Below are 14,603 nucleotides of genomic sequence, written 5' to 3' on the forward strand. Positions count from 1 at the left end.
GCCGTCGGCACTGCCGAGGGGCTTGCCCAGCAGCAGGCGAACGTACTCCGACCCGATGAATCCGGCTCCGCCGGTGACGAGGATCCTCACGGGTCCGAGAGTCTACGCCGGCCGACTGGCGGCGACGGCAGGTGTTTCGGCATTATCGGTTCGGGCCGCCCGGGCGATTGCAGGTGTAGCGGGCTTCGGGTAGAAAGTGCCAGCGAAGTACGACTCGTCGTGCCCGCACGTATCGCATCTATGGGGGGCGAGTGAACGGCGTGTCGCTGGTCAATACTGCTCGGGAATCGCCGAGCCCCGGCACGAAACCATCACCCGGACGCCGCGTACTGGGCCTGTTGCGCAAGCTCGTCGCACCCGAGCGTCTCTACATCGGCGCTCTCGGCCTGACCGGGCTGGCGGCGGTCCTGTCGGTGGCCCTGCCCCCGGCGGAGCGCGGTGAACTGTCCGCGAACATGGTGAGCGCGACGCTCGGTGCGGCCGTCGGTGGGCTGTCCCTGGACACCTTCCTGCTGTCCCGTCCGGGCGGCTGGGTCTTCTCCCGGGGACGCCCCTGGGTCCTCGCCATGTTGGGGGCCTCGGTTCTCCTCTCCGTCGTCGCCGCCGCGGTGCTCACCACGGTGGCCGGGCTCGGCAGCTACCTGGTCGGCATGGGGTCCGCGGCAGGTCTGACGATCTTCAACACGGTCTCGTCGATCGCGCTGCGCCAGAAGAGCTTCCTGGTCGTCTACGCGATGCGCGCGGCGAGCGGGGCCGTCCTGGTCGGCGGCTACGTGGCGCTGTACTTCGCCGGCTACCTGGACGGCGGCCTGTGGAGCATGGTGTGGCTGGTCGTCCAGTGGGTCAGCGCGCTGTCCGTGTGCGCCCTGGTGCTGGGGATGCTTCGGCGGATCGGGCCGGCACCACGGCCGGAGGCGACCGCGGTGGACTACCGCGCCGACATGGCCGCCGTCGGCAACCTGCACCTGGGGATCTTCGCCCAGATGATGACGCTGCGGTTCAACCAGATCCTGGTGGCCAGATTCGTCGGCGCCGGCCCACTCGGTGTGTACGCGCTGGCGGTCGCCGCGCTGGAGTTCGCCCAGGCCGGTGCCGTCGTACGGGCACAGCGGATCCTGGCCAGCCGGGACGGCGACGGCGGCCCCGACCCCACCCGGGCAGTGGTCACCGCTGCTCTGCCGGTCGCCCTGGCCGCCGTCCTCGGGCTCGGTGTGCTGGGCTACCTCCAGCCGGAGTACCGCTACGCCTGGATCCTCGGCCTTGTCCTGCTGCCCGGTTCACTGGCCACCGCGGCCGGCAAGAGCTGGAGCGCCCTGCTGCTGAAGAGGCGGGGCGAGCGGGCGACGACGGTGGTCGCACTGATCACCCTCGGGTTCGCGATTCCCGCATACTTTGCGATCATCCCGTGGGCGGGTGTGATCGGGGCGGCAATCGCCTCGACGCTCGCCTACGCCGTACACGCCTTCGCCTCCAGAGCAAGCCTGCGACGAGCGCAGTTGCCGAATCATGGGACGGTTTGACATGGATGTCTCGATTGTTGTCCTCGCCTGGGAGGACTTTGAGCGGACGCGCGCCTGCGTCCTGTCGCTGCCGGCGGAGGCGGAGATCGTTGTCGTCGACAACGGCAGCTCGATGCACATTCAGGAGTCGCTGAGCGCGTTCTGCGCCGAGCAGGGTGTCCGGTACGTCCAGTCCGGCTCGAACCTGGGGTACGCGCGGGGGATGAACCTCGGCGTGCGCCACACCAGCCGGGCGAACGTGATCCTCTCCAACAACGACATCATCGTGCACGAGGACGCCGTCAGCCGCCTGCTGACCGCCCTGGAGGACCCGCAGGTGGGCGCGGCGTTCCCGGGCGTGGTCACCCCGTCGGGTGTGTCGCAGACCGAGGGTGGGCGGTTCCTGGGCCTGGGCGTGGGCTTCGCCCACGCCACCGGGCTGAGCATGGTGCTGCCGAACCTGCGGATCGTCGCGCCGCCGGAGAAGGCGGACTGGCTGACCGGCCCCTTCGTCGCCATGCGCCGCGAGACCTTCGACGCCATCGGTGGCGTGGACGAGACCTCGTTCTTCTACTCCGAGGACATGCGGCTCTGCTGGGCCGTCCGTCAGCAGGGTCTGCGGCTGGCGTACGTGCCGGAGGCCGTGATCATGCACGAGGACGACGCGACCGCGAAGCGGCGCTGGTCCGAGGAGGAGATCTCCGAGCGCCGGACCCGGGAGTTCATCCGGGCGAGCCGGAGCATGGGTGGCACGCGCGGCCGCATCGCCACGACGGCGTACGTGGGCGGGGTGCTGCTGCGCGCCGCGGTGGGCGGTAACCCGGTTCGCCGCGCCATCGCGAAGGGCGCCGTCGAGGGGCTGCGTACCTCGTGAAGGTGTTGTTCGTCTGCACCACCGGTGGTTCCGGGCGGCGGCAGCTCGGTGGCGCCGAGCGCATCCTGACCGAGATCATCCCGGCGCACGCCCGAACGGGCCTGGACGTCATCGCCGCCACCTCGGACGACGAGGTGGGCCACGCGCTGCGCGAGGCCGGGGTGCCGTGGGTCGGGCTCAGCGCGACCAGCCGGGTCGACCTCGCGTACGCGCGGGAGATCCGCCGCCTGGTCGACGAGGTGCAGCCGGACGTGGTCTGCGCCCACCTGCTGTCCGCCGCCATGCACTCCCGGGCGGCGCTGAGCATGGGACGCCGGCGGATCCCGCTCGTCGTCACCCTGCACAACAGCCTGTGGCAGTACCGGGACACCGCCGGATCGTTCCAGCAGAAGGCGCTCATCCAGTCCAACATCACGCTGGACCTGGCCATGCGTCGGGCCCGTCCACACGCGACGGTGGCGGTGTCCGAGTTCGAGGCCGCCGAGCTACGCGACCGTGGTGGCGTCAAGAACATCCACCTGATCCCGAATCCGCTGCCCGTCACCTGGCCGAGCCCGAAGCCGCGCACCCCACAGCCGGGTCGACGGCCGGTGGTCGGCTATCTCGGCCGACTGGAGAAGGAGAAGGGCGCGGATCTCCTGCCCGAGATCGCCTCCCTCCTCCCAGACGTGGACTTCAAGGTCGCCGGGGCGGGTTCCATCGCGATTGACCCCAGGCCCAACCTCGACCTCGTCGGTCGGGTCACGGCTGCGGACTTCCTCCAGGAGATCGACTGCCTGGTGGTGCCGTCCCGGGTCGAGTCGTTCGGGCTCAGCGCACTGGAGGCGCTGTCCCTCGGCGTACCTGTGGCGCACACCGGGGCCGGCGGTCTGGCCGAGGTCACCCGCCACGCCACGGGCACCCTGGCGTTCCAGGCGGACCTCGCGCCCGCCGCGCTCGCCGCCGCCATCCGGGATGCCGTCGGCCACCGCGCCATCGACGAGGGCCAGCGGGTGGCCGAGTGGTACGCCCAGGAGTACGCCTTCGATCGGTGTGTCGAGCGGTGGCAGAGCTTGTACAGGTCTCTTCTGTGACCACAACAACCAGGGCCAGCAGCCCCACCCTTTATCGGACCCTGGTGCCCTGGGTGGTGGCGGTCGTCATCGTCCTGGCGGTCCTCCTCTGGGACACCGAGTTCGGCGTCGCCGCCGCCTTCCTCGCCGTGGCGGCCCTGATCTTCCGTGCTCACACGTGGCTCGCCATCTGCACGGCCGCCTGGGGCTTTGTCTTCCTCGCCGTCCTCACCATCCCGGGGCCGTACGACTCTTCGGCCGGTCGCGCCGCAGTGCCGATTTTGGGGATCTACGCGGCCTGGTTCCTCGCCGCCTGGTATTTCGGTCGTCGACTGGCAGCCAACAAGCGTCGCCCGGAACAGTCGACGGCGACCGAGGACACCGTCGTCATGCCAGCCGTGCGGACGGAGTCCGCGGTCACCGTCGTCATGCCGGCCGTGACGACGCGTCCGCCGATGGACCGAGCGGGCGTCGAGTCGGCTCGGGCCGAACTGCGCTGGCCCGCCGAAAGTCGGCTCCGGCCCTTCGTACTCTTCCTCCTTCTGCTCGCTCTCATCGGTGCGGCGATGAAGTTCCGCGGTGAGGTACCGCCGCTGTTCGCCGACAACCCGGACGCCGCACGCGAGGCGGTACGACTGCGCTCCAACCTCCTTACCGGGCTGTTCTCGGAGTTCTGGGGGATCGGATTGGCGATCTCGCTGCTTCGGGCGCTCACCGGGAAGGCGGAGGGACGGTGGAGCTACGTCGTCTTCGTCGTTATCTTCGCGTTCGGCGCGGCGCTGGGCGCGAGCAAGAACTCCGTTCTGCTGGGGATCGTGCCGCCGCTGGTCGCCGCTCTCTCGGTACGCCGATCGGCGACCATCAGCCGGAAGAACCGGCTGCGGGTGTCGCTCGTGGTGCTGGTGATCGGAGCTCTCGCAATGGGTGCGGCAGTCTTCCTCGGCGGCCAACGGACGCTGGCCGGCACCGGGCAGTTCGAGGACCAGTTCCGAGCGCAATATGGCGCCAGCCCGTTGTACGCCAGTGTCGGGTCGCTGGACCTGTCGCTGAGCAGTTCCGTCGAGACCTTCGGTCGGTTGTGGCAGGTGCGCGAGCAGCACCCGCCGACCTGGGGTCGATACACCTTGACCTTCACGGGTTCGTTGGGCGATCGCCTGCTCGGTCCGGCCGACATCTACAAGATCACCGCGGGCCTGAGCAAACCGTTCTACATGAACACCGCGACGTTCGTGGCCATACCTCTGCTCGACTATGGGCCGATCGGCGCGGTGCTCTTTCTCTCACTGTTGGGCTTCTGCGTCGGGGTCATCGATCGGCGGCTGACATACACGTCAAGCCCTGCCCACCAACTGACCCGGGCGTTCGTGATCTATTTCGCGACTTTTGGTGTCTACGAGTTCTATCCCGTGGTGCAACCCTTCTGGCTGGCGCTCGCCCCTGGCCTCGTTGCCCTTTACCTGCTCAGCAAACCGATGAGGTGGATCCCGGAGTGGATGAAGCGCTGACAATCGTCACCGTTCTCTACCGTTCGAGCGACATGTTGACCCAGACGCTGCCTACCTGGGTGCGCAGCGCCGAGGGACTTCCGGTGCGGTTCATCTTCGCCGACAACTGGCCCGAGGACGGCTGCGAGAAGGTCGTTGCCGGTTGGCTGGACGAAGAGCGGTACGAGTACCTCCCCGACTCCTCGAATCCGGGGTTCGCGGCGGGCTGCAACCGCGCGGTCGCGGCCGCGAGGACGAACCACGTGCTGCTGCTCAACCCCGACGTGTGGCTGCCCGATGACGCGCTTGCGCGTATGTGCGCCGCCATCGCCGAGGACCCCGGCACACCGATCGCGGTCGGTCTGGCCATGCACGGTGGGGAGTACATCGGCATCGACGTCAATCCGGTCTCGCTCTTCATCGACCGGACCGCCACCGCAGCGCGGGGACCATTGGGTCCGTCGGGGGGTGCCGCCGTCTTCCCGACCGAACTGTTCCACCAGTTCGGGGGGTTCTACGAGCACCTATTCGCCTGGGGCGAGGACGCTGACCTGGCTTACCGTCTCTACGCATCGGGATACCGGACCCGCGCGCTCGATCTCGTGCTCCCCCACGCGGGTGGGCACAGCGTCGAGGGCGACAACAAGCTCCAAGGCTTTCGTGCCTTCCTGCTGGCCCGAAACCGGCTTCTGGTCGCGGCCCGGGTCTTCACCTGGCCGCTGATGCTCCTCGCCATGCCGGTACTGGCCCTGGCGCACCTCGCGCTCGCCGCCCGTCGTGTCCGTCAAGGCCTGCTGTGGCCGTTCCTCCGTGGCGTCGGACGTGGCCTGGCGGAGAGCCCGGCCGCCCGACGGCAGTGGAACGGCAAGCGATTCGGCTTCGCGTCCCTCTACAGCTACCTGACAGTTCGGAGAGCATGATGGCAGGACACCAGTGGAGTGTCGTAACGGTCACCTACAACTCGGCGGAGACGCTCCGCAGGTGCTGGCGGGGAGCCAAGCCCTACGAGTGGATCGTCGTCGACAACGCCTCCTCCGACGACTCGGTCGCGGTGGCGGAGGAGTTGGGTGCCCGGGTCATTCGCCTGCCGGAGAACGTCGGCTTCGCCAAGGCCAACAACGTCGGCGTGCGCCAAGCGGCGAGCGAGTACGTGGTATTCGCCAACCCCGATCTTGAGATCGACCCGGACGGTCTCGACGTGCTCAAGCGGCACCTCGACGTCCACGGCGGTCTGGTAGCTCCTCAGCTGCTCGCGACGGACGGCACTCCCCAGCCCAACGGACGCGGTTTCCCCTACGCCACCGCCAAACTGGGCAACCGGAAGATCTGGCCGCTGTCCCGGATGCACGCGACCTACCGGGTGGTGGCGAACCCCGGTGAAGCGGTCTACGTCGCCTGGGCCATGGGTGCCGCAATCGCCGCCCGTACCGCCGACTTCATCGCCATGGGCGGATGGAACGAACAGTTCTTCCTCTACTACGAGGACCACGAGCTCGGTCTGCGGGCGTGGCGGCACGACATGCCCGTGGTGCTGCTCGGCGACGTGCGGTGGACCCACCACTGGGCCCGTGCGACGAACTCGTTCCAGTGGTCGCGGGCGCACACCCTGGAACTGCAGAGCGCCAAGACCTTCTTCGGCCTGTTCCCTGAATTTGTCATCGGGTTGCCGTCGGCCTCCCGGCGCAACCCGCAGGCGGCACGCCTGATCGGTACCCCGGTGCCCACGCAACGACGTACGGGTGAGTCGCTGCCCACGCCGGGTCGCCAAGCAGGGGGCAACTGACGGCACCCTGCTTCACCTCGACGGCACGACAGGCTCGGTCGAAACCGAATTCGCTCTCACCGACGATGTCGCCGGGGTGAAGCATGGTCGTTTCGCACTCTGGATGGGAATTGGCGTGGCCGGACAACTCTTACTCGAGAACGTGCGCCCGTCGGACGCCCCAGCGGCGCCGACAACGAGGCGCCGCCCCACCTCCGCGGACTGGGTCGCCATTGCCGTATTGCTGGCCCTCGTCGCGGTGATCCACGACGTCAAGACGATGCTCACGGCGTCGTACTGGCTCGACGAGGCGTGGGTGGCGCTCTCGGTCCGGCTCCCGCTCGGCGACCTGCCGGTGGCGACCGCGTCTACCCCGATCGGGTGGACCCTCCTGCTGCGGCTGGTGCCGGACGCCGACTACCTACGTGTGGTGCCGCTTGCCTTCCTCTGCCTGGGTGTCGTCGCCGCGTACGGGCTCGGGCGGTTGCTGCGGTGGCCGACTCGGTGGCTCGGAGTTGTCGCAGGCTTCGTCTGTGCCATGGCGGTCCTGCTCCTGCCGGCGCAGCAGATCCGTCACGACCTCAAGCAGTACACCGCTGATGCCGCCGTCACGGTGGTCCTGCTCGCTCTGGGCGCGTGGACCGAGCAGACCTGGTCACGGAGACGGCTTGGCGTGGTCGCGGCCGTGGCCGCCACAGGCATCTTCCTCAGCCACGTTACCGCCATCGCCACCCCCGCCGTGTTCGGCGGGTTGTTGCTGGTCACCGCGCTGCAACGCCAGTGGGCGCGGCTCCGGGACGTCGTCGTGGCGGGGCTCGGCGCAATGACTGTCATCGTCGCCGTCTACTTCGGCATCTCCGCGCGGGGCAACAATGACGCGATGCGGGAATTCTGGGTCGACAGTTTCCCGACCCTGACCGAGTTGCCCGCCTACCTCAGCCGGCAGATCGGCGACCTGGTCCCGATGCTTGGCGCGTCCGCTCTGGTCGTCGGCGGGTTGTTCATCGCAGGTGTCGTCACCCTCGCCCGGCAGGGCCGGCCCGCGTCGGCGATCGCGGTGCTCCTGCTGCCGGTGGCGGTGACAACGCTGGGGGTCGGCAAGTTCTATCCGCTACTGGAGCTGCGTACCTCGCACTTCCTGCTCGTCACGACGGCTGCGGTCGCCGGCCTCGGTGTCGCCGGACTGGCGCACGCGGTGGCCGCGCTCGTTGCCCGCGGGGTTCCTCGCGTGCCGTCGACGGTCCTGACCGCGGCGATCTGCGCCGTCCTGCTCACGCTCTTCGGCATCAACAACGGCCGCTGGTACCGGTTCGACGGCAACGACCCGGGGTTCTACTTCACCGCCATCGGCGCGACGGACATCCGTTCGGCGACGGAATACGTGAACACCCATCGGTCGGCCAACGATGCCATCGTCATGAACGACCTGGCGTGGTACGGCTTTTCGTACTACTCGCGGTCCGACAAGGTCAAGCTTGTCGCACCAGCCGACAACACCGTCGGCTGGCAGGTCGAAATGCCCACCCGGTCCGACGTCATCGTGATTCCCCGCCACGACATCGCACTCATACACGCCAAGATTGATGAGGCGCTGGCGTTGGCAGCGCAGCGCGGTGGCGGGCGCGTGTGGCTGATCCGCACCCACGTGATGTGGGAGACGGAGGACTGGCAGAAGGTGTTCACCGACTACCGGGTCGAGCAGGTTACCGGTGGTGTGGAACCGGTCCTGCTGATCAGCAAGAGATAACCCCCCCCCCCCCCCCCCCCCGCGAGCCTGCATCGCGATCTTGCACTTCCTGCCCCGACATTAGGGTGCATTACCGCTTAAATCGGCGACAGGAAGTGCAAGATCGGCGCGATTCTCCTGCTCGACGTGGCTTGAGCCGGGGTGGAGGCCGGCGGCGGTTCGGCGAGGCGGAGATTCGTCCAGATATCGATGGTGCATCCGGGCGAATCTCCGCCTCCGGGCGGGCCTAACGGATCTTGTAGATGAGGAATGTGGCAGCCGGATAGCGGACTGTCTCGCGAAGTTCCAGACACGGCTCGTCGAGCGCCGTCGCTGTCACCAGGTACCGGACCTGATGCTGCTGGAGGAAGCTGCCGCACGGTTCGGTGGCGACCTCGAAATGGTCGGGCGTCGGCAGGTCGAAGGTCGTCGGTGAGTCGCGGGCGGGGTCCCGGTCGAACACGAACCAGACGTGGGCGTAACGGTTGTACACCGCGTCCTGCTCGCCCTGCTCGTCTGCAGTCCGCCAGAGATCCAGTTGGGGGTAGGCGTAGACGCCGGACAACGAGCGGGCGCCGCTCATGGAGGCGAAGCTCTGAATGCTTCCCACATCGGTCACCCAGGCGGCGCCGGGGTCTTCGGCATTGATGGTTCGGATCGACTCCGCCAGCGGCGTGCGGGTCAGTGCTGCGGTGCCGCGGTAGAGCGGGTGGATGAACACCGTCATGGCAACCGAGAAGGCCAGCAGGACGGATACGGCCCAGGTGAAACGCTGACGGAGCAGCAGAAACACGACCAGCGGAATCGGGATGATCGACAGGAGGAAGCCGCGCGACTGCATGAAGCCGGGGAACGCCCGCTGCACGTGCAGGCTGAGCAGCACCTGAACGAGCAGGACGACGAGGGCGTATCCGACGACGACCTTGAAACCCGGCTTGGTCGATCGCTCGTCCTGTAGCCGCCGGACAACAAGCACCACCCCGATGACACTGAGCAGACCGATGCCGATGAGCAACCGCGTGTGCGGCACCAGGCTGAGGAACAGGATCTTGCCGACAAGGTCGAGATGGGGGACGGACAGCCAGACCAGTGCCCCCAGAAGCGTGAGATTGGCGAGCAGCAGTGGCCAGTCAATGGCCCGCTGGGCGCGGTACAACAGGTACAGCAGGATCATGCTGGGCACTACCAGGTACGGGAATACGAGCAGGAAATTGGAGTTCTCACTCTGATTGTCCATGACCTGGTAGAGCTCGGCCTTCTCGGCGAACTGCAGTCCGAGGCTGGTGTGCCCGGAGAACAGGTGCAGCAGATCGAACCCGCCGCTCTCCACGACGCGCTCACCCGGATAGACCGTGCTCTGCATGGTCTCGATGACGGTCAGCCGGGTCGCGATGAACGCACCGATCACTGCACCCGCAACCGCAAGCGATGCGGCGACGATGCTCAGCTGCCGCAGCAGCAGTCTGCGCTGCAGTATCCGGCCCTGCTCGATCAGGTAGCCGATGGCGAACGGCGTCACCGCCAGGACGCAGGCGATCTGGAACGGCGGGTAGAGCACGAGCGCGAAGCAGGTGAGCAGGTAGGCCAGGAGCGCCCCCCAGGCAACTGTGACGAGCAGCCGTTTCGAACGCACCAGAAGAATCAGCACCGTAGCTGCGAACAGGGCGTAGTACATCGACGACAACGTCACGTACTGGTACCACCACTGCACGAACGGACTGAAGAACAGCGCCAGGGAGAGCCCGGCGGCGAACCATCGTTGCCTGGGCATCAGAGCCAGCACGAAGAAATAACAACTCAGGATGAGCAGATAGCCCATCAGCCACCATTTGAAGGCGAAGGCAAAGTCGAACGGCAGCACCAGAAAGGCCAGGTTGTGCGGCTTGAAGGCGACCGACCACTCCTTGTACGGGACGTCCCTGACCAGGGAGACATCCTCGCCTTCCTCCCCCACGTTCGGGTTGATCCGGGGGTAACCGGCCGCATCCTGGGCGACGGTCATTTGAGTGTTGACGTTCCACTCGTCCGACCGGATCCCCTGCGGGCTGTTGAACAGGAGGTCCGGGTCCTGCTGCGCGCCGTACAGCGTCTTGTGGACCATGCCCATTGAGGAACCGTTGATTTGCAGAGCCGTCAGCCCCAGCAGTGCGACCGTCAACAGCGCCGGGAAGAGCCAGATGCTACGGACGAATCTCCCGCCGGCGCGGGTGGCCCGGCCACGGAGACCAGTGATGTCGTTCATCAGTACCATTCTGTTCAAGGGGTGGGGGCACTGCGCGGTCAGCCGCAGGAGGACGTGCTGCCTCCTCGGCGCAAGACCCCGTAGTCAGCGCGGCGGCGCTCCTGGGCCGTTCGCAACGCCCAGCCCGGCCAGGTAGTAGTTGTGCCAGAGCCTCAGCTGTGGCGACGCCACATGTCGCGCAGCGCGTCCCAGTTGCCCGCGATGCCGGCCATGCAGGGGGTTTCGAGAACCATGACGGCGTTGGAGTCGTCCCGGTCCCACCAGACACCGCAGTATGCCTGGCCCTCGAACAGGAAGCCGTACTCGACGTAGCTACCGGGCACACCTGTCACGCCGCCCGTCGTGCGGGTCGCCTCCCGGACGCCAGGGGCGAACGCGTTGGCAGTGCGGCCGAGTTCTTCACGCTGCGCGCGCCCCGCGATCTTCAGGGCTACTTCGCGGAACAGCGAGAAGTGCACCTGCAGTGCGCCGTTGGGGCAGAAGACGTGGGCCTCCTCGTTCTCCGCCAGTGCGGGGCCGCCGCGACCGTAGACCACGCAGCCGCTGACGTCGGCCAACCACAGTTCGCCCATCTGCGCCAGCTCGCCGGTGAACTTCGACTTGTTGATGGAGAGCTGGGTCGCCTGATAGGGCGAGAGGGAGGCGGTTACGGGCGGCGGCTCGTCCGAGTCGCCGCGTCCACCGAGGGCGTACCCCGCGACACCGGCGACGAGGGTGAGCGCCAACCCGCCGACGACGACCCAGATCCAGTTCACGCCCCTCCGGACGACCTGGACCGGTGCGATCCGTCGGCCGGGCGCTGCGAACTGTTGGTCGAAAGGGGCCGGCGCGGCGGACGAGGGCGCCGCCGAGATCGGTTGGGACGACTGTGCGGTCCACGGCGCTTGCGAATACAGGGCAATCTGCTGCGTCGGCTCCGCCGGCGCGCCTGTGACGTCGTCACCCGCCAGGTCCCCAGTCGGGCCCGCCGACACGGGGATGCCGCTGACCGGAGCGGCTGGACCACTCACCGGCGCAGCGGGGTCCTCCGACCGGTAGTCGAGCTGCAGGAGCCGGAAGAGCTGCCCCGGAACATCAGGCTGCTCGCCCTCGTACGCCACCCATGGGTTCGTCGCGGACAGGTCGGCCTCGGCGTAGTGGTGGTTGCCAGGCGCCTGCATCAACATCCTGACGGCGTGAGCGAAGGCGTCTCGCCAGCGCGGGTCCGCCGCCGCCGGCCCTTCCAGCAGGATGACCGTCCTGGGTCGCCCCCGCTCGTCGACGGCGGCCCATGCCTTTCCCACCAGCGACCCGCCGAGTGCACGGGTGAACCTGTAGGGACTGTCCGGCTGCATGCGCGCTCCTCCGTCGTACCGCCGTGCGGATAGTACAGATCACCACCGACCGGGGGCTGCCCCGTAAACGTGTGCTTGAGGCCACTGTCCGGACGGCAGCGGCGCACCTGCGGCTGTTCTACCGGAAAGAAGCAACCTGCGCATCCTGCCGGTGGGTGCTGTCGCAGGCGGCGGCCTGCTGGCCCTGCGCTACCTCGCCTTGGTCAGGTACTCGCAGGTGAGGGGCACGAACCAGGCTGGATTGATGTCGACGCGGACCTCCGTCGCACCGGCGGCGCACTGCTGCTCGGCAACCGCGAGACTCTGCTGCCACGTGGGGCCGTCGAGGCGCACCAGGCCAGTCGTGGACTGCCACTGGTAACCGATGCCGATGAGAATTATCGCTGCGACGCCGACTCGCGCCACGGTCAGCAGGTGCCGCAACTGAGGTCGGGGAGCCCGTGCCAGGCCCACGAGCACGGCAGTGAACAGGAACAGACAGGGTGCCGCGCTGTAGCGCTGCACGGGAATGACGACGTTCGGCGCGTCGAGGCGAAGCAGGAAGGACCAGTTCATGTAGAGCTCCGCGGAGATGAACGCTGCGGAGAGGAGCAGGCTCGTGATCACCAGGAACCGCCGGCCCGAGGTCCCGTTGCGCAGGCCATACCCGGCGATGGCCAGAGCGACGACCGCGGCGAGCGCCGCCGGCCAGGCGTAGAAGTCCGAGTAGAACCTGAGCGCATGGGGGTAGATCTCCGCGGTCCACTCCGGCCCGAAAAACAGCACCAGGGGCACGCGGGCCGCGGCCGCGGACAGTCCCTGCAGCACGTCGAACGGTTCACCGCCCCGCTCCGAGGTCGACCCCAGCAGCGGCACGATCTGCATCGCCGAGCCGATGATGAAGGCGAACGCCGGAACCCGATCACGTCGTCGGGGCAGCGCGAGTCGTGCGGCGGCCAACGGAACGAGCAGCATTCCCAACGGGCTCGTCAACGCGGCGAGCAGGAGCGCAACGGCACTGAGCCCGTTCTGCCAGCGGGTGGTCGGCCGCCAGAGCAGTGCCCAGAAGGCGCCGAAGATGACGAACCAGTGCAGGTTGGCAAGGTTGTTCAGGGCCTCGCTGTTTCCCGCCGGGAGCAGGACGACCGCAGCGGCCAACACCGCTCGCAGCCTGCGGGACGGCAGATGACCGGAGGCCGCGGTGAAGACCAGCAACGCGACCGCGGCACGCACCACCGCTGCGGCGATCGCCACCACCGCGGCCCACCAGCCGATCGGCAGGTGGGTGGCCAACTCGGTGGAGAGTCTTGGCAGCACGTGCAGATAGCCGCCGTACGGCTCGACGAGCACCAGCGGGAAGCTCTTGGCCACCGCCCCGTCGAAGAAGATCCGACCGTCCTCCGCCCACATGTGCGTCAGGTGGGTTCGGCCCTGCGGGATCACCAACTGGTAGGTCACCGCGAGCAGGAAGGCCGCGACGTAGCCGAGGACGGTCCTGCGGTCGGTCGCCGGCGGTGTGAGCGTGCGGGGGAAGACGTTGTCCGCCAACCACCGTTGCCAGGCCAGCCCACTCAGCCAGCCTCCCGGCGTGGGCCTGTGGGTGGAGTCGACAGCCGAAGGCGATTCCGGGGGTGGTGTGTCGTCGTGGATGGTCGCGATGTGCTGGCCCTGTTCCACGCTTGTCACGACACTACCTCCGCTGATCCCCCGCGCCGGATCGGCAGTATTGCATAGGCCGGACCGACCGATTCGACAGCGCAGACCTTGCCGTTGAAATTTTTCATGCATAAAGTCGCGCCATGAATGACGGCGGTGCGGAATCGACCGACCACCTGCTCGACCTCTTCCACGGCGTACGACTCACCCCCACCCAGCGCCGCATCGCGCACTGCCTGGTGCAGCACGCCAGAGCGGCGGCCTACCTGTCCGCGGCGGAGGTCGCCGAGATAGCCGGGGTCAGCCAGCCGTCGGTGACCCGGTTTGCGATGGCGCTCGGATACGACGGCTACCCCGCCCTCCGCCGTCGGCTGCGGGAGGCGGGCCCCACCGAGGGCACCGGACCGGACGACGCCGGCAACGAACTACAGCAGGCGGTACGCGCGGAGATGGAGAACCTGGACCGGCTGGCCGTTCAGCTCGCCGACACCGACCGGATCGCCGAGACCGGGCGGATGCTCGCCCGGAGCCGCCCACTGCCGGTGCTCGGCCTGCGCGCCGCCGCGCCGCTGGCCGCGTACTTCGCCTACTTCGCGGCGAAGGTGCACCCGGACGTTCGGGTGCTCGACGACGGCGGCAGCCTGCTCACCGACCGCCTGGAGCAGGCGGCCGCGGCCGGGGCGTCGGCGCTGCTCGCCTTCGTCCTGCCCCGCTACCCCCGGGAGACCCTGGACGCGCTCCGCGACGCCCGCGACGCCGGGCTCACCGTGGTGGCGATCACCGACTCACCGGTCAGCCCCGCCACCGAGCACTCCGACGTGGTGCTGCCCGCGGCGGTCGGCGCGCAGCTCGTCTTTGACCTGCACACCGCCCCGATGACCCTGGCCATGGTGTTGTTACAGGCGATCTGCGACGCCGCACCGGCCGACACCCAACGCCGACTGGAGGCGTTCGAGGCCTCCGCGGCCCGCCGTCAGTTGTTCCGCGGATGACCG

Annotated in this window: 12 protein-coding genes; 8 read left to right on the top strand and 4 right to left on the bottom strand. The window is 68.2% G+C overall.

Annotation, left to right across the window (positions count from 1 at the left end):
• The coding region (locus ACFYPM_RS29720) for an NAD-dependent epimerase/dehydratase family protein (protein WP_387204081.1) at positions 1-90 on the bottom strand (90 nt) is incomplete at its 3' end.
• A 248-nt stretch (positions 91-338) separates the two neighbouring features.
• Between ACFYPM_RS29720 and ACFYPM_RS29725 the strand changes: the two genes are divergently transcribed.
• The 7 genes from ACFYPM_RS29725 (at position 339) to ACFYPM_RS29755 (ending at position 8,418) form a co-directional block, all read left to right on the top strand.
• Positions 339-1,520, top strand: a complete 1,182-nt coding sequence (locus tag ACFYPM_RS29725; RefSeq protein ID WP_387203893.1) for a hypothetical protein — start codon at positions 339-341, stop codon at positions 1,518-1,520.
• 1 nt (position 1,521) lies between these two features.
• Positions 1,522-2,373 carry a glycosyltransferase gene (locus ACFYPM_RS29730; RefSeq protein WP_387203896.1) on the top strand — a complete coding sequence of 284 codons (852 nt, stop codon included), beginning with the start codon at positions 1,522-1,524 and terminating at the stop codon, positions 2,371-2,373.
• Positions 2,370-3,446 (top strand): glycosyltransferase family 4 protein, encoded by a 1,077-nt coding sequence (locus tag ACFYPM_RS29735; protein WP_387203899.1) that lies wholly within the window; start codon positions 2,370-2,372, stop codon positions 3,444-3,446. Before ACFYPM_RS29730 ends, ACFYPM_RS29735 begins: the two co-directional genes overlap by 4 nt.
• Complete coding sequence (locus tag ACFYPM_RS29740) at positions 3,443-4,930, top strand: O-antigen polymerase (protein WP_387203902.1); 1,488 nt, start codon at positions 3,443-3,445, stop codon at positions 4,928-4,930. Before ACFYPM_RS29735 ends, ACFYPM_RS29740 begins: the two co-directional genes overlap by 4 nt.
• Positions 4,903-5,829 (top strand): glycosyltransferase family 2 protein, encoded by a 927-nt coding sequence (locus tag ACFYPM_RS29745; RefSeq protein WP_387203905.1) that lies wholly within the window; start codon positions 4,903-4,905, stop codon positions 5,827-5,829. The genes ACFYPM_RS29740 and ACFYPM_RS29745 overlap by 28 nt, the downstream gene beginning before the upstream one ends.
• Complete coding sequence (locus ACFYPM_RS29750) at positions 5,826-6,692, top strand: glycosyltransferase family 2 protein (protein WP_387203907.1); 867 nt, start codon at positions 5,826-5,828, stop codon at positions 6,690-6,692. Before ACFYPM_RS29745 ends, ACFYPM_RS29750 begins: the two co-directional genes overlap by 4 nt.
• A 220-nt stretch (positions 6,693-6,912) precedes the next feature.
• Positions 6,913-8,418, top strand: coding sequence for a hypothetical protein (locus ACFYPM_RS29755; RefSeq protein ID WP_387203910.1), 1,506 nt, complete (start codon positions 6,913-6,915; stop codon positions 8,416-8,418).
• A gap of 226 nt (positions 8,419-8,644) precedes the next feature.
• On the opposite strand, the gene ACFYPM_RS29760 is transcribed toward ACFYPM_RS29755, so the two are convergent.
• The 3 genes from ACFYPM_RS29760 to ACFYPM_RS29770 all read right to left on the bottom strand — a co-directional run bounded on the left by ACFYPM_RS29760 (position 8,645) and on the right by ACFYPM_RS29770 (position 13,638).
• A complete protein-coding gene (locus ACFYPM_RS29760) occupies positions 8,645-10,639 on the bottom strand; it encodes a hypothetical protein (protein WP_387203913.1) in 1,995 nt (664 codons plus the stop codon).
• Between the two features lie 152 nt (positions 10,640-10,791).
• The gene (locus tag ACFYPM_RS29765; protein ID WP_387203916.1) at positions 10,792-11,973 is read right to left on the bottom strand and encodes a hypothetical protein; all 1,182 of its coding nucleotides are present in this window, start codon (positions 11,971-11,973) and stop codon (positions 10,792-10,794) included.
• Positions 11,974-12,162: 189 nt separating this feature from the next.
• Positions 12,163-13,638 carry a hypothetical protein gene (locus tag ACFYPM_RS29770; protein WP_387203919.1) on the bottom strand — a complete coding sequence of 492 codons (1,476 nt, stop codon included), beginning with the start codon at positions 13,636-13,638 and terminating at the stop codon, positions 12,163-12,165.
• Between the two features lie 113 nt (positions 13,639-13,751).
• Between ACFYPM_RS29770 and ACFYPM_RS29775 the strand changes: the two genes are divergently transcribed.
• Complete coding sequence (locus tag ACFYPM_RS29775) at positions 13,752-14,600, top strand: MurR/RpiR family transcriptional regulator (RefSeq protein ID WP_387203922.1); 849 nt, start codon at positions 13,752-13,754, stop codon at positions 14,598-14,600.
• Positions 14,601-14,603: the final 3 nt, after the last annotated feature.

Origin of the sequence: Micromonospora sp. NPDC005203 (assembly GCF_042872705.1) — a bacterium.
In the GTDB taxonomy this organism is placed as follows: Bacteria; Actinomycetota; Actinomycetes; order Mycobacteriales; family Micromonosporaceae; genus Micromonospora.